Here is a 17,906-nt window from a genome sequence, read left to right as displayed (position 1 = left end):
CCTTGATCAAGAATCGGCGAATTATGCCAGAGGCTCCCAAGAAAACTCCACGCAGGCACTACGACCATCGTCAGACCAGCTGGCACGCCGGCTGAGCTGACGGATCAGGCTGACGCCGCGCCCGGAAAGACGATCGCCATCGATGGGCCGCGCCATCACCCGCCCGACATCGAAACCGCTGCCACTGTCCTCGACCCGGATCAGCAAACGACCGCCAGCCCCTTGAGGCTCCACTTGCAGGTGCACCCGCACAAACCCCTCCTGCAAGGCTTCGAGGCGTACCGCGCGCTCCCGGTAATAGCGGGAAAACCCCTGGGCATCGCGCTTGAGACTCGAGTCCAGGCCCAATACGCCATGCTCCAGGGCATTGGAATACAACTCGGCCAACACACTGTAGAGCGCCCCGCTCTGCGCCCGCAGGCCATGCACCTCCAGCAGCAGTTGCAACAGGTAAGGCAAAGGATTGAAACGTTTGAGGGTCGCGGCGCGATACTCGAAACTCACAGACCAGTCCAACGGGCAGGACTGACCGCTGTCGGAGTACACCAGCGCCGGCGGCGTCAGCTGCCGGGCCTCGAGCAGGCTGACCTCGACCATGCTCACATCGTCCCGCGCATCCCCGCCAAACTCGCTCAGGGCCCGCTGGATCTCCTCGAACAACAGCTCCGGCTCGCGGTTGGCGGCAAACACCCGCTGCAGGCGCTCGACACCGAACAGTTGCTCATTGGCGTCGCAGGTGTCGATCACCCCATCGGACAACAGGAAAACCCGGTCGCCCAGGGCCATGGGAAAGACTTCGGTGCGGTCGTCGAATGCCTCGGCGCCCAGCACCCCCAGCGGCAAATGGTGCGCCACCAGCGGCACCCGCTCCCCGCTTGCCAAGCGATGCAGGTAGCCATCCGGCATGCCGCCGTTCCACACCTCCACCGCCCGCCGCTGGAAACTCAGGCACAGCAGCGTCGCACAACAGAACATGCCGACCGGCAGGATGCGCTTGAGCTTGGCATTCATCTCGCGCAGGGTTTCGGGCAGCCCGTAACCCTTGGCCGTCATGCCGTAAAACACCTCGGCCAGGGGCATCGCGCCCACCGCCGCTGGCAAGCCGTGGCCCGTGAAATCCCCCAACAGCACATGCATGTCGCCTGTCGGGGTAAAGGCAGCCAGCAGCAAATCGCCATTGAACAGCGCGTACGGCGACTGCAGGTAGCGGATATTCGGCGCGCTCAGGCAGCCGGAATGCGCCACCTTGTCGAACACCGCCTTGGCCACGCGCTGCTCGTTGAGCAGGTAGTCATGATGCTGGGTGATCTGGTCGCGCTGCTGCAGCACGGTTTCCTGCAGGCGCCGCAAGCGATCCATGGCTTTGATCTTGGCGGCCAGGATCACCGGGCTGTAGGGTTTTGCCAGAAAATCGTCGCCACCGGCTTCCAGGCAGCGCGCCAACGCCTCGCTCTGGGTGAGCGAGGTCAGGAAAATGATCGGCACCAGCGCTTCGCCAGCCAGACGCTTGATCTGCCGGGCGGCCTCGAAACCGTCCATCACCGGCATCATCGCGTCCATCAACACCAGGTGCGGGCGCTGCTGGACGAACAGCTCCACCGCCTCGGCGCCGTTACTCGCCGTCAGCACTTCGTGCCCCTGGCGCCGGACGATGCTCGACAGCAACATGCGGTCGCTGGTGCCGTCCTCGGCGATCAGCACGCACAGAGGTGCCTCACTCGACTGCATGTCGATCAACTGATGTCGAACAGCTTGTCGAAATTGGAAATGGCGAGAATCTTGCGCACGTCCGAGTTGCTGTTGATCACTCGCACGTCGGAATCGTCGCCGCCGGCGTGATCGCGCAGCAACAGGAGCATGCCCAGGGCGGAACTGTCGAGGTAGGTGGCGTCTTTCAGGTCCACCACTATGGAGTCGGGCCTTTTGTTGAGGCGCTCGTAGGACTCGCGAAACTCTTGATGACGGCCGAAATCGAAACGCCCCTTGATCGAAATCGTCAGTTTGTGCCCGTCCGGTGAAACTTCAGTAACGACTGACATGATTCGCTTCCTTGTGATTGGCAATCTGTACAAGGTTTAGCACCCCGTACAAGCCTGGGCAACCCGAACCGCCGAAGCGTCGCTGACGAGCGCCTGGCGGCGACGAATGGGGTGGCGCTCAGTACGGATCCTGGCGCGGCAGGCGCTGGGACAGCTCGTCGAGCAGCTTCTGCTCGCGCTTGTCTTCCAGTTGGCGGGCCTCATCGATGTAGCGTTGCACCAGCTTGCGCAAACCCTCGACCCGGGCATAGGCCTGCTGCCAGGTTTCCCGGGCGCGGTTGAGGTTGTTCTGGTGCCAGGCCAGGCTTTGCCGCTGCTGGCCCACGGCGGTTTCCAGCTGATTGAGAAAGTGCTGGTAGTTCATCAGCCACTGGCCGGAAACCCCAGCACTGCCCCGCTCGATCCACTGTTGCTGGTATTCGGCACGAAAGCGTTCCAGGTCCCCCAGCTTGCTTTCCGCCAGGCGCACCTGGCCCTGGAAATGCCCCAGGCGCTGGGCGGCGGTGCGCTCGGCGCTTTCGGCCATGTCGACCACCGGCGCCAGACGCGCGGCACGGCTGTTGGCCATGACGAATTAACCGCCCGGCGCCGGAGCGAAAACCATCTCCAGATGGGCTTCGCTTTCACCCAGGCTGATGCTGTCGTTGAGCCCCTGGCGCAGGTACGCAACCATCGACGGCTGCAGCGAGATGGCGGTGTCGGTTTCGCGATCGCCGCCCGGTACGTAAGCGCCGACGCTGATCAGGTCGCGCGCCTGTTGGTAACGCGACCACAGCTGCTTGAAATACTGGGCGCGAGTCATATGATCCGGGGTCACCACCGCCGGCATGACCCGGCTGATGGACGCCTCGATATCGATCGCCGGGTAATGCCCCTCCTCCGCCAGGCGCCGCGACAGCACGATGTGCCCGTCGAGCACACCACGCGCCGAGTCGGCGATCGGGTCCTGCTGGTCGTCGCCTTCGGACAACACGGTATAGAACGCGGTGATCGAGCCGCCACCGGCCTCGGCGTTGCCCGCGCGCTCCACCAGTTTCGGCAGCTTGGCGAAGACCGACGGCGGATAGCCCTTGGTCGCGGGCGGCTCGCCGATGGCCAGCGCGATTTCCCGCTGGGCCTGGGCGAAACGGGTCAGGGAATCCATCAGCAACAGGACGTTCTTGCCCTTGTCCCGAAAGTATTCGGCGATACGCGTGCAGTACATGGCCGCGCGCAGGCGCATCAGCGGCGCATCGTCCGCCGGCGATGCCACCACCACGGAGCGCTTGAGCCCCTCTTCACCGAGGATGTGTTCGATGAACTCCTTGACCTCACGGCCCCGCTCACCGATCAGACCGACCACGATGATGTCGGCCTCGGTAAAGCGGGTCATCATGCCCAGCAGCACACTCTTGCCCACACCGGTACCGGCGAACAGGCCGAGACGCTGACCGCGGCCCACCGTCAATAATCCGTTGATGCAGCGAATGCCCACGTCCAGCGGCCGGCTGATGGGGTCGCGCTTGAGCGGGTTGATGGTCGGACCGTCCATCGGCACCCAGTCCTCGGCCTTCATCCCGCCTTTGCCGTCCAACGCACGGCCAGCACCGTCGAGGACCCGCCCGAGCATGCTCATGCCCATCGGCAGGCGGCCAGTATCAGCCAGCGGCACGACCCGGGCGCCGGGCGCGATGCCGGCGACGCTGCCGACCGGCATCAGAAATACCTTGCTGCCGGAGAAGCCCATCACCTCGGCCTCGACCTGCACCGGGTGATAGCTGTCGTCGTTGATCACCATGCAACGCGTGCCCATGGCCGCCCGCAGGCCTTCGGCCTCCAGGGTCAGGCCGACCATGCGCAGCAGACGGCCTTCGAGAATCGGCTGGTTCGGCAGTTCGGTGGCTTCGGCGTAGCTGCTCAGGCGCTTGCCGAAGCTGGTGCGGTCAAGGCGCATCGGCGGGGTCCTGCGCGGCGTCGACAGGGTCGACATCCGCGGCGGGCTTGCCGGTGGCGGCCCCCAGCTCGACGCTCAGGTCCGATTCGGCGGGATGCAAAGCCTGCTCATGAAGCTGGTCGGACAGCTTGTCCATGATCTTGGCGATCCGGGTTTCCATGGTCGCGTCGATCCGGCTGTGCTCGGTCTCGACCCGGCAGCCGCCCGGCAACATGGCTTCGTCCTCGACGATGCGCCAGCTTTCCTCATGGCGCTCGCGCAGGCTTTTGACCTGGGCGAAATCCTGCGGGTTGATGTACAGCCGCACGTTGCCCACACCCAGCGGCAGCAGCTTGAGGGCTTCGCGCATGACGTGTTCGATCTGGCTGGAGTCGATGGCCAGCTCGCGCTGGATCACCTGGCGCGTCATGTGCTGCACCAGGTTGACCAGGGCCTTTTCAATCTGTGTGTCCTGCTCGGCGATGGGTTCGAACAGATTGCCCATCAGCGCTTCCAGCGCCTCCAGCTTGGCACTCAGGGCCACGTCGGCTTCCTGGCGGACCTTCAGCGTGGTGCTATGGAAACCTTCCTTTTCGCCCGTGGCGAAGCCTTCGTTATAGGCTTCCTGGCGAATGCTCTCGAGCTCTTCGAGGGTCAGTGGCTGGACTTCTTCCAGCGGCACTTCCTCGATCTGCGCCGGCGGCTCTTCCACCGGCTCCGGCTCGGGCTCGGGTACATGGGGGTCGAAACTGGGCAGCGCCCAGACGTCGAAACCACCGACGTCCCGAGCGCGAATCAGGTCGCTGTGGGATTCATCACTGCTGGACGACATAACGCGACCTTAGATCATTTCTTCGCCGCCCTTCCCGCCGAGAACGATTTCTCCGGCTTCGGCCATACGGCGGGCAATGGTGAGGATTTCCTTCTGCGCGGTTTCCACATCGCTGACGCGCACCGGGCCCTTGGCCTCGAGGTCGTCGCGCAGCAGTTCGGCAGCCCGCTTGGACATGTTCTTGAAGATCTTTTCCTTGACGCCTTCGTCCGACCCCTTGAGGGCCAGGACCAGCACGTCGGAAGACACTTCGCGCAGCAATGCCTGGATGCCGCGGTCGTCGACATCGGCGAGGTTGTTGAACACGAACATGAGGTCTTCGATCTGACCGGACAGGTCTTCGTCGACTTCGCGGATCGAGTCCATCAACTGGCCTTCGATCGAGCTGTCGAGGAAGTTCATGATGTCGGCAGCGCGCTTGATACCCCCCAGGGTGGTACGCGAGGCGTTGGAGTTGCCGGCGAACTGCTTCTCGAGAATCTGGTTGAGTTCTTTCAGGGCGGCCGGCTGCACGGTATTGAGCGAGGAAACTCGCAGGATGATGTCCAGGCGCGCCTTGTGGTCGAAGTTGCCAAGCACTTCGCCCGCCTGGTCCGGATCGAGGTACGCCACCACGATCGCCTGGATCTGCGGGTGCTCGTAACGGATCACGTCCGCCACGGCGCGCGGCTCCATCCACTTCAGGCTGTCCAGGCCGCTGGTGTTGCCGCCCAGCAGGATGCGGTCGATCAGGCCGTTGGCCTTGTCCTCGCCCAGGGCCTGGGTGAGCATCTTGCGCACATAGTCGTCGGAGCCCACGCCAAGGCTGGTCTGGTCGCCAACGATGTCGACGAACTCGCTCATCACCTGCTCGACCTGCTCGCGATGCACGTTGCCCATCTGCGCCATGGCCACGCCCACTCGCTGGACCTCTTTGGGGCCCATGTGGCGCAGCACCTGCGCGGCGTCGGTGGAACCCAGGGACAGCAGCAGGATCGCGGCCTTGTCGACCCGGGTCAGTTTGGCGGTAGCGGCTCGGTTATCACTCATCTGCGTTAATCCACTCTTTCACGACCTGGGCCACTCGACCCGGGTCTTCTGCCACCAGACTCTTGATTGCGTTCAACTGTGCGTCATAGCCTTCGCTCGGGCTAGGCAGCAGGATGCTTTGCGGGCCGCCGAGGCTGACGCGATCGTTGGCCAGCTCGCCATCCAGGCCGCCCATGCCGCCGAGTTCGACATCGCTGCCCAGACCCGCCAGTTGCTTGCCCTTGCCGCCACCGGTGATGTTGTTGAGCACCGGACGCAACACGCCGAACACCAGGACCAGGATAAACAGCACGCCCAGGACCTGCTTCACGATGTCCCAGAACCAGGGCTGCGAGTAGAACGGAATGTCGGCGATCACCTCGCCGCGATCGGCCGAGAACGGCACGTTGATCACGCTGACGCTGTCGCCACGGCTGGCGTCGAAGCCCACGGCGTCCTGCACCAGGCGGGTAAAGCGCGCCAATTCGTCGGCGCTCCACGGCGCACGGCTGGTTTCGCCGTTGGCCGGATTGACCTTGACCTGATCGTCCACCACCACCGCCACCGACAGCCGGTTCAGACGACCCTGCTGTTGCTTGGTGTGGCTGATGGAGCGATCCAGTTCGAAGTTCTTGGTGGATTGTTGACGCTTGTCGTTCGGGTACGGCGCCAGCATCGGCTGGCCGGTGGCCGGGTCCATGATCTGCTGGCCGTTGGCGTCCAGCAGCGGCTGGCCTGGCTGCACCATGCCGGCGGCAGCGGTGGCGCCACCGGTGGTCTGCGGTGCGCTGGCCGGCGATGGCGGCTGGTTGCTCAGGGCGCCAGGAACACCTTGCGGGCCCAGGCTGCTGGAGCGTTGTTCATTGACCGACTGCTCGCTGCGCAAGGCCGGCTGGTCCGGGTTGAACTGTTCGGAGGTCGACTCGACAGCACTGAAGTCCACATCGGCGGACACTTCAGCCTTATAGCGGTCGTTGCCGAGGATCGGCTGCAGGATGTTGTGCACACGCTGGGTCAGCATGCTTTCCATGCGGCGGCTGTAGTCGAATTGCTTGCCGGCCATGGTCAGTTCGGAGTTTTCCGCCTGGTCGGAGAGCAGGTTGCCCTTCTGGTCGACCACGGTGATCTGCGACTTGCTCAACTCGGGAACGCTGGTCGCCACCAGATTGACGATGGCCACCACCTGGCCCGGTTCCAGCGAACGGCCGGAATACAGCTCGACCAGTACCGAAGCGCTGGGCTTGCGCTCGTCGCGCACGAACACCGAGCTTTTCGGAATCGCCAGATGCACGCGTGCGCCCTTGACGTTGTTCAGGCTGGAAATAGTCCGCGCCAGCTCGCCTTCCAGGCCACGACGGTAACGGGTCGCCTCCATGAACTGGCTGGTGCCCAGGCCCTGCTCTTTATCGAGAATCTCGAAACCGATATTGCCGTCGCCCGGAGCCACGCCGGCAGCGGCCAGCTTGAGGCGCGCGCGCGACAGGTCGTCGGCCTTGACCAGCAAGGCACCGGAGTTGGGTTCGACGGTGTAGGGAATGTCGGCGGAGGCCAGGGTGTCCATGACCTGCTTGGCGTCCATGCCGGCAAGGCTGCCGTACAACGGACGGTAATCGGGTTGCTGGGACCACAACACCACGGCAAAACCAATCGCCACGCTGGCAGCCAGACCGACCATGAGGCCAACCTGACGCAACATGGTCATCTCGGAGAGGTTTTCCAGAAAGGACAACCCGAACAGCGGCGGCTTGCCTTCTGTCGGAGTGGCCTTGGCCGGTACGTTATCGGCGACTGCTTCTGCCATGACTCAATCTCGTCCTTAAACCGGCATCTGCATGATGTCTTGGTACGCCTGAACCAGCTTGTTGCGCACCTGGGTCAACGCCTGGAAGGACACACTGGCCTTCTGCGAGGAAATCATCACGTCGGTCAGGTCGACACCGCTCTTGCCGATCTCGAAGGCACTGGCCAGCTGGCTGGACGCCTGCTGAGTGTCGTTGACCTTGTTCACCGCCTGCCCAAGCATGTCGGAAAAACTGCTGCCGCTCACCTGCGGCACCGCGGCCGATTTTGGCTGGGCCATGGCGTCCATTTGCATGGCCCGCATGTCCAACATCAACCGATTAAATTCAATACCTTGGCTCATGGTCTACTCTCTCCGACGACCCGCAATTTTTTGACACTCACGCAGCGGTTAGTGAGGTGTTAGCAACAAGGGTGCCAGCTCCGCGGCGACACCGAACAAAAGCCTGCATGGCTTCAGCCTTAAACGACTCATGTTGCAAACAGATACGCCTCGACATCCATTCCGGCATCGCGCATTTGCGCCAGCTTGTAGCGCAAGGTTCGCGGGCTGATACCCAGGCGCTCGGCCGCCTCCTTGCGTCGGCCACGCTCGGTGCGCAAGGTGTCGATGATCATCTGGAACTCCCGACGCCGCAGATCGTCGCCCAAGGCCCCTGCCGACTCGGCTGGCGGCACCTCGGCCTCCACCGGCGCACTGCGCACCGTCGCCACCGCGGCGGGCGCCATGGCAGGCAGCGGCGCACAGGCCAGCGGTCCGCCCAGGCAGAAATCTTCCGGCTGGATCAGACCGCCCTGCTGCAGGATCAGTGCGCGCTGAATGGCGTTGTCCAGTTCGCGCACGTTGCCCGGCCATGGATAACCGAGCAGGCACGCCTGCGCTTCAGCCGACAGCCGCGCGGCAGCGTGTTTCATTTTATTGACGTGTTTGGCCAGCAGGCGCTCGGCCAGCGGCAGGATATCGGCGGTACGTTCGCGCAGCGGGCGCCACGCCAGCGGGAATACCGACAGCCGATAGTAAAGGTCTTCCCGGAATCGCCCCGCGGCCACTTCGCCGGCCAGGTCGCGGTTGGTGGTCGCCACTACCCGGATATCCAGGGCGATGGGCTTGCGCGCCCCGACCCGCTCGACTTCGCGCTCCTGCAACACCCGCAGCAGCTTGGCCTGCAGGGCCAGGGGCATTTCGGAAATCTCGTCCAGCAGCAGGGTACCGCCATCGGCCTGTTCGAACTTGCCGGGCTGGGCGGCGATGGCGCCGGTAAAGGCGCCCTTCTCGTGACCGAACAGTGTGGCTTCGAGCATGTTGTCCGGAATCGCCGCGCAGTTGATGGCGATAAAGGGCTGGCTGGAGCGATGGGACTGCTGGTGGATGTAACGCGCCAGCACCTCTTTACCGGTACCGGACTCGCCCGAGATCAATACGGTGGAATCGCTGCGAGCGACCCGCGCCGCTAGTTCGAGCAGTTGAGCGCTGGCCGGCTCGAATGCCACCGGCCCTTCGCCCTCGGCAGCCCCAAGGCAACCCAGGGCATGTCGCGCCACCAGATCCAGCAGGGCCTTGGGCTCGAAGGGCTTGACCAGGTAGTCGGCGGCGCCTTGACGCATGGCCTCGACCGCACGCTCGACCGCACCATGGGCGGTCATCAGCAATACCGGCAATTGCGGCTGGCGCGCACGCAGCAAGCCCAGCAACTGATGACCGTCCATGCCCGGCATGTTGACGTCGCTGACCACCAGGCTGAACGACTCGCCAGACACCGCCTCCAGCGCTTCCTCCGCACTGCCGACCGCCTTGTAGTCATGACCGGCCAACAGCAGCGTATCCGCCAGGGCTTCGCGCAGGGCGCGATCGTCTTCAACCAGTAGAACCTTGATTGCCATTACCTTCACTCCACTCCTTGAGCGCCGCAGAACAGTGGCAGAACCACCAGCGCACATGTACCGCGCCCAGGACGCGAGCGCAGCAGCAATTCTCCCTGATGGGCACGCGCCACCGCCTTGACGACTGTCAGCCCCAGTCCGGTTCCAGTGGTCTTGGTGGTGAAAAACGGTTCACCCAAACGCGCCAGTACCGCAGCGTCGATACCGCTGCCGCTATCGCTGACGCACAACCGCAAGCTGTTGCCACGGGTATAAAGATGGACTTTCAGGCGCACCTGGCCGGCACTGGCCTGGATGGCGTTCTCGATCAGGTTGAGCACCGCCCCCACCAGCGTGTCGCGGCTGCACAGCAACTCACCCGCAGGGCTGTCGCACTGCCAGCGCACGGGCACGTCCTGCACATGGGTCAGGGCCGCCGCCTGCAGCGACTGCAATAGCGCCTTGGGCGTCACGCGATCGGTCAGCGGCAACTCGCCTCGGGCAAACACCAGCATGTCGCGGACCTGATGCTCCAGCTCATGCAACCGCTCCTTCAGCCGCCCGGCAAAGCGCTGCTGGGTGGCGACAGGCAGCTCCTGCTCGGTCAGGTGACTGGCATACAGCAGCGCGGCGGACAGTGGCGTACGGATCTGATGCGCCAGGGACGCCACCATGCGCCCCAGGGACGACAGGCGCTCATGGCGGGCCAGCTGATCTTGCAGGTGACGGGTTTCAGTCAGGTCGTTGAGCAGCACCAATTGGCCCGGCTCGGCATCCAGCGAACGGGTGGAGATCGACAACCGCCGCCCATCCTTCAACGAAATCTCATGGCCGTCGTCTTCCCGTGGCGCGAAACAACGGGCGATGACATGCCGCCAGAGTTCGCCCTCGAGAGGCAGGCCCAGCAGGTCGCAGGCGGCAGGGTTGGCTTCGCGGACAATGCCCTGGGCGTCGATGACAATGACGCCGCCAGGCAACAGATCGAGGAGGTTTTGCAGACGGTTGGCCAGACGCTCTTTTTCCGCCAGCTCCTGCATGCGCTGGGCGCTGACCACGGCCAGTTCGCCCTTGAGCTCGGTCACCCGAGCCTCAAGCATGCTGTAGGAGTCGGTAAGCTGGCTCGACATCTGGTTGAACAAGGCGAACGCCTGCTCAAGGCCAAGCCGGCTTGCCTGCTCTACGGACGACGTTTGCCCCTGGCTTTCAGGAACAGGAGACATCTGGGCGGCTTGGGGCATCGTGCTCTCTCGCGTGGCTGACCGTCAGTTAAACGGAACGTTGAGAGAGACTTAGCAATACCCGTGCCGGAAAAAAACTGCCCGGTTTTCAACAGGTTAAAAAACAGGCGTCAATCATCCGCCTGTTCATCACCCTCGCGACGGCTCATGCCGTACTTGCGCATTTTTTCCACCAGCGTGGTGCGGCGAATACGCAGGCGCTCCGCAGCCCGCGCGACAATGCCATTGGCGTCGTCGAGCGCCTGCTGGATCAGGCCCTGCTCCAGACCACCGAGGTAGTCCTTCAGATCCAGGCCTTCCGGCGGCAGCATGGCGGTGGCGGCGAAGTCCGGTGTATGACCATTGATCGCCACCCGCTCTTCCAGATCACTGCGCAGGCTGTCCACCAACTGCTCGTCTTCGTCGTCGACATAGCGGAATTTCTTCGGCAATTCGACCACGCCGATCACGCCGTAGGGATGCATGATCGCCATGCGCTCCACCAGGTTGGCCAACTCGCGGACGTTGCCCGGCCAGCCATGGCGGCAGAGCGACATGATCGCCGCGGAGTTGAAGCGGATCGAACCGCGCTTCTCATGCTCCATGCGCGAGATCAGCTCGTTCATCAGCAGCGGAATGTCTTCCACCCGCTCACGCAGCGGCGCCATCTCGATCGGGAACACGTTCAGGCGGTAGTACAGGTCTTCGCGGAAACTGCCGACCTCGATCATGCTCTCGAGGTTCTTGTGAGTCGCGGCGATAATCCGCACATCGACGCTCTGGGTCTTGTTGCTGCCCACGCGCTCGAAGGTACGCTCCTGCAGCACGCGCAACAGCTTGACCTGCATCGGCAGCGGCATATCGCCGATTTCGTCGAGGAACAGGGTGCCGCCGTTGGCCAGTTCGAAACGCCCGGCACGGCTGGTGATGGCCCCGGTGAAGGCGCCCTTCTCATGGCCGAACAGTTCGCTCTCCAGCAACTCGGCCGGAATCGCACCACAGTTGACGGGCACGAACGGCGCTTCGCGACGCTTGGAGTGATAGTGCAGGTTACGCGCCACCACTTCCTTGCCAGTCCCGGACTCGCCGAGGATCAGCACGCTGGCGTCGGTATCGGCCACTTGCTGCATCATCTGCCGGACATGCTGGATCGCCCGGCTGGTGCCGACCAGACTGCGAAAGAGGTTGGGTTCGCGATGGCGACCGCGCTCGCGGGCCTGATCGTACATCTCACGATAGACCTGGGCGCGATGCAGGGAATCGAGCAACTTGCTGTAGCTGGGTGGCATTTCCAGGGTGGAAAGCACTCGACGACGCTGGTCTTCCGGCAAGTCAATGGAAGAATTATCGCCCATTAACAAAACTGGAAGGAACTCATCCCAGGTTGAGAGTGTCTTTAACAGGCCCAAAAGTGCACCAGGAGCATTTACAGTCCCGATGAGGACACAGATTACTTCACGACTGGATGACAATGAGCCGACAGCCTGCTGCCAGTCATGGCTACCGCAGGGTAAATTTTCTTCGCCAAGAAAATTTAAAATCACCGCCAGGTCGCGGCGGCGGACGCTATCGTCATCAATCAGCAGAATTTTGGTTTCACGCCACATGCAATAGCAACTTCCCTAGTCAACTCAATGCCCGGAATCAGGGCAAGCTAGACGCTTGTAGGCATTTTGAGCCTGATAGACGTCTGAAATCTGAAAACAGCCACTAGTTAAGTCAAAAAAGCGTGCACAGTCAAATTTATGGCGCACTGGATTCGGATTAACTTAGGGGTTAATTAACCGAACAGATGGTAAACCTTTGCCGCGTTCTGTGCTTGATGGATCTGCGACATCTCGTCGACTATCGCCTGACGCTCCCCTGTCGTCACTTCAAGAAGCTGCCGATAAACCCCCAACAGTTCCTGCAAATTCTCGCGCAACGCGGCTTCATCTTCCGGAGCTTCACTCAAGATGTCTTCCATGCAGGAACGGCAGGCCAGATCCAACTGACCGATCGCTTCCCAATTACGCTCGGCCAGGGCGGCGACCAGTGCTTCACGGGTTTCTTCGATGCGCTGCAATACAAGACTCATGGTGATCTCCTTAGAACTGCGGACCCGGCGCAGCGATGGCATCCCAGCCTTCCTTGACGGTGCGCAGCAGATCGGCGACCTCGTCGAGAATCTTTGGATCGGTCTTGATGTTCGCCTCGGTGAGGCGCGTCATCATGTAGGTGTACAAGCCATCCAGATCGCCCAGGGTGTCGAGTGAGTTTTCCAGATCGAGCCCTTCACGCAAGCCGCCGATAATGCCGATGGCCTTGCTGATGAACACACCCTTGCCGGGAATATCCTTGCGCTCCATCGCCCCCTTGGCCTGGGCGATACGATCCAGGCCGCCTTCCATCAGCATCTGCACCAGACGATGGGGGCTGGCTTCGGAAGTCTGCGCCTGGGCACCAATCTTCTGGTATTGCCGAAGGGCTAACATCGGATTCATGTTCTACCTCATCAAAACTCAAGGGTTCGTATAACCAGCGTATCGACCGGGCGTCAAAAAACTTTAGATCAAAAGCCAAAAGCCCGGAACGCTACAAACGTTGCCGGGCTTTTGGCGCCTGGTATCAATCAGCCTTTCTGTTGCGCAGTCAACGCCTCGAACATCGAGGTGATGTTGCTCGCGGTGGCTTTCAACTTGCCCACCAGGGTGTCCATGTCGTTGTACTTCTTGGTCAGTACCGTCGTCAGAGTTTCGATACGACGATCCAGGGCCTCCTGATCCAGAGTCAGCTTGGCCTTGGCCTTGTTTAGCTCAGTGGTGCGCTGATCGAGAACACCGCCAGTCTGGGCAAAAGGCTTGATGGCGTCGTCCATGCGGCTTAGCAGGCCGTTTTCACCGGTGAACAGGGTCTGCACCTCGCCACCCAGCTTTTTGTCGTTCATCGCCGCGGTGAACTTGGTGGAATCGAAATCCAGGGCACCGGTCTTCGGGTTGGTGGTAACCCCCAATTGCGACAGAACGGTCAGCTTGTCACCAGACCCGACCTCAGACAGCGGCGCACGAATGGCCGCCAGGATCGAACGCGGCAACGAGTCGCCGGTCAGCTGCGCCGGGATAGTCAGCTTGCCATTGTCATCCAGGGACGGCTTGGTCAGCGCGGTCACACTGTTGGCCACCGCGTTGTAGGCGTCGACGAACTTCTGGATCGAAGCCTTCAAACCATCGGTATTGGCCGCGACGGTGATGGTCGAGGTGCCTGGCGCGACCAGATTGAAGGTCATCCCGGAAACCGCCTTGTCCACGGCGTTGCTCTTGCTGGTCAAGGCCATGCCGTCAACAGTGAAATTGGCATCCCTGGCCAAGGCACCAATGGAACCGGCGGAAGTGGCGGTCATCGGCGAACCGGAAGCGCCCACGACGTTGCTACCGTCGATTTCCAGACCGGCAATGCCACTCAGAGAAATATCGGACCCCGCACCGGTAGTGGTCGAACCCACCACCAAACGCGATCCAAAGGAATCGGTCACGATGTTCGCGCTGATACCCGCGCTCTTGAGCGATGCGTCGGCGTTGATCGAGTCACGTACCGACTGCAAGGTAGCGCCAGCTTTTATATCGAGATTGTAGTTAGTGCCATTTTGACTGATTTTCAGGGTACCAGTCGGAATAGCACTGGTAGCGCCACCAGCGAAGGCAGCACTGGTGACTTTCGAGGCGGTCGCAAGATTGCCGACCGAGACGACATAGTTGCCGTTGACCGCGGTGTTGCCAGCGACCGCCGTTACATACTTGTTGTCGGAAGTGGTGGCGGCATAGCCGGGAAATTGCGGATTGGTCTTGCTGCTGAGTTCGGTAATGGTGGTCCGAAAGGTCGACAACAAAGACTTCAAGGTGCCGATGCCGGAGATGCTTGCGGTGTTGTTCGCAGTTCCCCGGTCGATCTGACCTTGCTTGGGCGCTTTGTCAGCGTTTACCAAGGCTTTGACGATAGCACCAGTATCGAGGCCGGAGCCTAGACCGGTACCCGGTAGAATTGGACTTGCCATGGAGATCTCCCTTCAGTGTGTCGCCGGTCTTTTGACCATTACAACGCCCAAAAGAACATAGCAACAAATTTCATGCCAGCTGTCAGACTTTAGCGCTGAACAACAAGCTGCTCGCATCATTCAAACTATTGGCCAACTTCAGGACTTCTTCGTTGGGGATCTGACGAATCACCTCACCGGAGTCGCTGGCAATGACCTTGACGACGACCTTGCCAGAAGGCTCGTCGATAGAGAATTCCAGATTACGTTTGACCGATTGCACAAACTTTTCAATTTCCTGAATGGCCATTTTCAGTTTGTCCTGCTCGGTTTGCGCACTCTTACTCTCTTCCTTGACAGTCGACAGCGCCACAACGTCCGCTTGAGGCTTCTCCACAGGCTTGTCAGCAACAGGCGTTGCCGGCTTGGCTGTTGGATAAGACAAGTTCAGCTTCATGCTCATATCCATGTCCATCACCTCTTAAAGTAAAAAGCGAGAGAGCGCGACCAGCGCACTCCCCCGCCAAAGCTTAGCCAGCTATTACTGAAGCAGTTTCAGTACAGCGGACGGCAGTTGGTTGGCCTGGGCCAGAACTGCGGTGGAAGCTTGTTGCAGAGTCTGCTGCTTGGTCATCTGCGCAGTTTCAGCAGCGAAGTCGGTATCTTGTACGCGACCCAGTGCAGCACTGGCGTTTTCGTTGATGTTCTGCAGGTTGGAAATGGTGCTGGTCAGACGGTTTTGTGCAGCACCGAGGTCAGCACGGCTGGAGTTGATGGTTGCCAGGGCCTTTTCGATTGCGTCGATCGAAGCCTTGGTGCTGGCTTCGGCGGTGGCGCTGCTGTTACCGGTGATGGCGATGGTTGCAGAACCTACGCTCAGAGTTGCAGCGTCGAAGCCGCTGGCCAGAGTGATGGTGATCTGGTTGGTAGCACCGGTGTTGGAACCGACCTGGAAGGTCATGGTGCCAGCACTGCCGTCGATCAGGTTCTTGCCGTTCAGGTTGGTCGACTTGGCGATACGAGTCAGCTCGTCCGACATCGAAGCGAATTCTTTGTTCAGTGCAACACGGTCAGCGGTACCGTTGGAGTCGTTTCGCGATTGAATAGCCAGTTCGCGCATACGTTGCAGGATGTTGGTGGATTCCTGCATCGCGCCTTCAGCGGTCTGAGCGATGGAGATACCGTCGTTGGCGTTTTTGATCGCCATGGTCTGACCGCGGATCTGCGAAGTCATACGGGTAGCGATTTGCAGGCCGGCGGCGTCGTCTTTTGCACTGTTGATTTTCAGGCCGGAAGACAGGCGAGTCATCGAAGTCGACAGAGCGTCGGAAGCGCGGTTCAGGTTCTTCTGAACGTTCAACGATGTGACGTTAGTGTTTACTGTTAAAGCCATGACGAATTCCTCGTTGGTTGGGTACTGCGGCTTCCGGCCCTGGCAACCGCCGGGTATGGCCTAGAGAACCTTCGTAATAGTTATCGTCGGCAATGCAAGTTGCTTTAGGGGATTTTCAAAAAATTTTGCCATCAGCGTGCCACCCCCCGTAAATCAAGGGCTCGGCATTTTTAAATACGTGGAAAAATGGCGCCAGAAAAATGCCGGAGAAGGTCCGGGCGCGAAGATCACCCGGGCAGGCAGGGAATGCTTCAGCCAGCAGAGAGGGAGCGCAGCACTTCAACGCATTCATATTGCAGGTAGTCGGCCAGGGCCAGCCAGTTTTGCCCTTGCTGACATTCGAACATCAGGCCAAGCAAAGTCTCCCAGTCCTGGCGCTGCGCTGGCGGCGCGGTATCGATCAGCGGCTGGATCGCCCCCATCAACTGGACCATGGTCACGGCCGTCTCGACATCGTGCCCCAGGCGGAAGCCCTCGGCGCATTGCTGCAAGCGGGCGATCAGCCCCTCGATCGCGCTCATTGGCTGAACTCCGGATGGTAGGTCGTCCCGGCAATCATCGCCCCGTCCCGACTGCTGTTATAGAAGCGCACCCGTGGATGACCGGCGATAAACCGCTCCAGCTCGCACAGGTAACTGCGGAAATTGAGTTGGGTCCTGACTCGCTGGCCATGCCCGTCCAGCACCCAGTGCCGGGCCGCGCCCAGCTGCGGCCCCAACTCGCCGTCGAGCCAGCCGGCATGCGTCTTGTTCATCGGGAAGGCAAAGTCGGCACCGAACAAGGTGACCTGCTCGGCGCCCATTTTTACCGCCAGGTCCACCGCGGGATGAATCACGCTGCCACCGACATACAGCTGCGCCTTGGGCAATTGCTCGCGTATCCGCGTGTAAATCGGGCTGGCGGAATACCCCACGTAACGCGGTCCCCGCCAGAGCGCCAGAATCTGCGGGTCGACCATCGGCAGATAGACCAGGGTGATGGCTGCCGATTTTTCTGGCGGCAGGTGCAGGCTGGAAATCCGGTGATCGATGCTGACCACGATATCCGGCTCGATCCCCTGTTTGAGCAATGGTCGGTAGGCGGTATCGACACAGATAAACAGGGGACGCCGGGCCTGGGCGCGAATCTCGCGCAAGCGTTCGAAGTGCCGCTCCAGGCTCGGCCCGGTGGCAATCACAAAGATCTCGCGCCCCGGCTGGCTACCGAACAGCTGCGCCACGTCATTGTCGCTGGCCACCAGCTCGGCACTCGCTTGCAGGCGTTGGGCGACCTCCGGGGAATCGGCCACGAAGTCGCGGTTATTGAAGGCCAGGTGCACCTCACTGACCAGGCGATCGCGGATCTTGGCGTTGTAGTCATCCGCCAGCACCAGCTCGGAGGGCAAGGCGAAGAACGGCAGCTGGATTTCCGCCAGATCGCCGGCATAACCCAGTTCAACTCGAGGATCGTTCAACCAGGCCTGCTGATCGAGCAATTGCAGCACCAGCGCAAACACCGCGCCGTTCAAGATGTGCACCTGCAAGCGTTGCAGCGCCGGGTTTTCCAGCAGTATCTGCTGCAAGTCACCCAAGCCGGTGCCGTACAGATGGATCACCGGACTGTCGGCCGGCAGGCTCGCCGCCTGGATCCGAGCTTCCGCGGTGCGATCGTGGCGACTGGTGAGCTGAATGCCGGAAATACTCAAGGTCGAACCCAGGCCTTCGACCAGATCCGCCTGCAACCCAGCACTGTCTTCCGCCAGCAACCGCTCGAGCAGTCGCGGCCAGCGAGCCTGTATTGCCTGGGCATTGCCCTCGAAGCTTTCGCTCATGCTGTCTCGCCTATCTTCATGCAAAA

18 protein-coding genes are annotated in these 17,906 nt (G+C 61.4%); all 18 read right to left on the bottom strand.

Translation table 11 applies throughout. The features are described 5' to 3' along the window. Nucleotides 1-21: 21 nt before the first annotated feature. Complete coding sequence (locus PMI20_RS11450; protein ID WP_007922620.1) at nt 22-1,728, bottom strand: ATP-binding SpoIIE family protein phosphatase; 1,707 nt, start codon at nt 1,726-1,728, stop codon at nt 22-24. A gap of 5 nt (nt 1,729-1,733) precedes the next feature. After that, the gene (locus PMI20_RS11445) at nt 1,734-2,039 is read right to left on the bottom strand and encodes an STAS domain-containing protein (RefSeq protein ID WP_007922622.1); all 306 of its coding nucleotides are present in this window, start codon (nt 2,037-2,039) and stop codon (nt 1,734-1,736) included. Nucleotides 2,040-2,157: 118 nt separating this feature from the next. Beyond that, nucleotides 2,158-2,607 (bottom strand): flagellar export protein FliJ, encoded by a 450-nt coding sequence (fliJ, locus tag PMI20_RS11440; protein WP_007922624.1) that lies wholly within the window; start codon nt 2,605-2,607, stop codon nt 2,158-2,160. A 6-nt stretch (nt 2,608-2,613) separates the two neighbouring features. Next, nucleotides 2,614-3,972 carry a flagellar protein export ATPase FliI gene (gene fliI / locus PMI20_RS11435; RefSeq protein WP_007922626.1) on the bottom strand — a complete coding sequence of 453 codons (1,359 nt, stop codon included), beginning with the start codon at nt 3,970-3,972 and terminating at the stop codon, nt 2,614-2,616. Then, nucleotides 3,962-4,783, bottom strand: a complete 822-nt coding sequence (fliH, locus tag PMI20_RS11430) for a flagellar assembly protein FliH (RefSeq protein ID WP_007922628.1) — start codon at nt 4,781-4,783, stop codon at nt 3,962-3,964. Before fliH ends, fliI begins: the two co-directional genes overlap by 11 nt. A gap of 9 nt (nt 4,784-4,792) precedes the next feature. Continuing rightward, entirely contained in the window at nt 4,793-5,812 is a 1,020-nt protein-coding gene (fliG, locus tag PMI20_RS11425; protein WP_007922630.1) for a flagellar motor switch protein FliG, read from the bottom strand. Then, nucleotides 5,805-7,592 carry a flagellar basal-body MS-ring/collar protein FliF gene (gene fliF, locus PMI20_RS11420; protein ID WP_007922632.1) on the bottom strand — a complete coding sequence of 596 codons (1,788 nt, stop codon included), beginning with the start codon at nt 7,590-7,592 and terminating at the stop codon, nt 5,805-5,807. The genes fliG and fliF overlap by 8 nt, the downstream gene beginning before the upstream one ends. 15 nt (nt 7,593-7,607) lie before the next feature. After that, nucleotides 7,608-7,934, bottom strand: a complete 327-nt coding sequence (gene fliE / locus PMI20_RS11415) for a flagellar hook-basal body complex protein FliE (RefSeq protein WP_007922633.1) — start codon at nt 7,932-7,934, stop codon at nt 7,608-7,610. Between the two features lie 128 nt (nt 7,935-8,062). Then, nucleotides 8,063-9,472 (bottom strand): sigma-54-dependent response regulator transcription factor FleR, encoded by a 1,410-nt coding sequence (fleR, locus tag PMI20_RS11410; protein ID WP_007922634.1) that lies wholly within the window; start codon nt 9,470-9,472, stop codon nt 8,063-8,065. 5 nt (nt 9,473-9,477) lie between these two features. Then, a complete protein-coding gene (locus tag PMI20_RS11405) occupies nt 9,478-10,689 on the bottom strand; it encodes a sensor histidine kinase (RefSeq protein ID WP_007922636.1) in 1,212 nt (403 codons plus the stop codon). Between the two features lie 110 nt (nt 10,690-10,799). Beyond that, complete coding sequence (locus PMI20_RS11400) at nt 10,800-12,275, bottom strand: sigma-54 dependent transcriptional regulator (protein ID WP_007922638.1); 1,476 nt, start codon at nt 12,273-12,275, stop codon at nt 10,800-10,802. Between the two features lie 173 nt (nt 12,276-12,448). Beyond that, nucleotides 12,449-12,745: a flagellar protein FliT gene (gene fliT, locus PMI20_RS11395; protein WP_007922640.1), complete on the bottom strand. Its 297-nt coding sequence runs from the start codon at nt 12,743-12,745 to the stop codon at nt 12,449-12,451. A 10-nt stretch (nt 12,746-12,755) separates the two neighbouring features. Next, the gene (gene fliS / locus PMI20_RS11390) at nt 12,756-13,151 is read right to left on the bottom strand and encodes a flagellar export chaperone FliS (RefSeq protein WP_007922642.1); all 396 of its coding nucleotides are present in this window, start codon (nt 13,149-13,151) and stop codon (nt 12,756-12,758) included. Between the two features lie 128 nt (nt 13,152-13,279). Next, nucleotides 13,280-14,698, bottom strand: a complete 1,419-nt coding sequence (fliD, locus tag PMI20_RS11385; protein WP_007922643.1) for a flagellar filament capping protein FliD — start codon at nt 14,696-14,698, stop codon at nt 13,280-13,282. Between the two features lie 82 nt (nt 14,699-14,780). Further along, nucleotides 14,781-15,146 (bottom strand): flagellar protein FlaG, encoded by a 366-nt coding sequence (locus PMI20_RS11380; RefSeq protein WP_007922645.1) that lies wholly within the window; start codon nt 15,144-15,146, stop codon nt 14,781-14,783. Nucleotides 15,147-15,218: 72 nt separating this feature from the next. Continuing rightward, nucleotides 15,219-16,070 carry a flagellin domain-containing protein gene (locus PMI20_RS11375; RefSeq protein WP_007922647.1) on the bottom strand — a complete coding sequence of 284 codons (852 nt, stop codon included), beginning with the start codon at nt 16,068-16,070 and terminating at the stop codon, nt 15,219-15,221. A 251-nt stretch (nt 16,071-16,321) separates the two neighbouring features. Beyond that, nucleotides 16,322-16,591, bottom strand: coding sequence for a hypothetical protein (locus PMI20_RS11370; protein ID WP_007922648.1), 270 nt, complete (start codon nt 16,589-16,591; stop codon nt 16,322-16,324). After that, nucleotides 16,588-17,880 carry a motility associated factor glycosyltransferase family protein gene (locus PMI20_RS11365; RefSeq protein WP_007922649.1) on the bottom strand — a complete coding sequence of 431 codons (1,293 nt, stop codon included), beginning with the start codon at nt 17,878-17,880 and terminating at the stop codon, nt 16,588-16,590. The genes PMI20_RS11370 and PMI20_RS11365 overlap by 4 nt, the downstream gene beginning before the upstream one ends. Nucleotides 17,881-17,906 lie beyond the last annotated feature (26 nt).

It is taken from the genome of Pseudomonas sp. GM17 (genome assembly GCF_000282175.2).
Classification (GTDB): Bacteria; Pseudomonadota; Gammaproteobacteria; order Pseudomonadales; family Pseudomonadaceae; genus Aquipseudomonas; species Aquipseudomonas chlororaphis.
The sequence above is the reverse complement of the archived record's forward strand: the minus strand, read 5'-3'. Positions and strand labels throughout refer to the sequence as shown.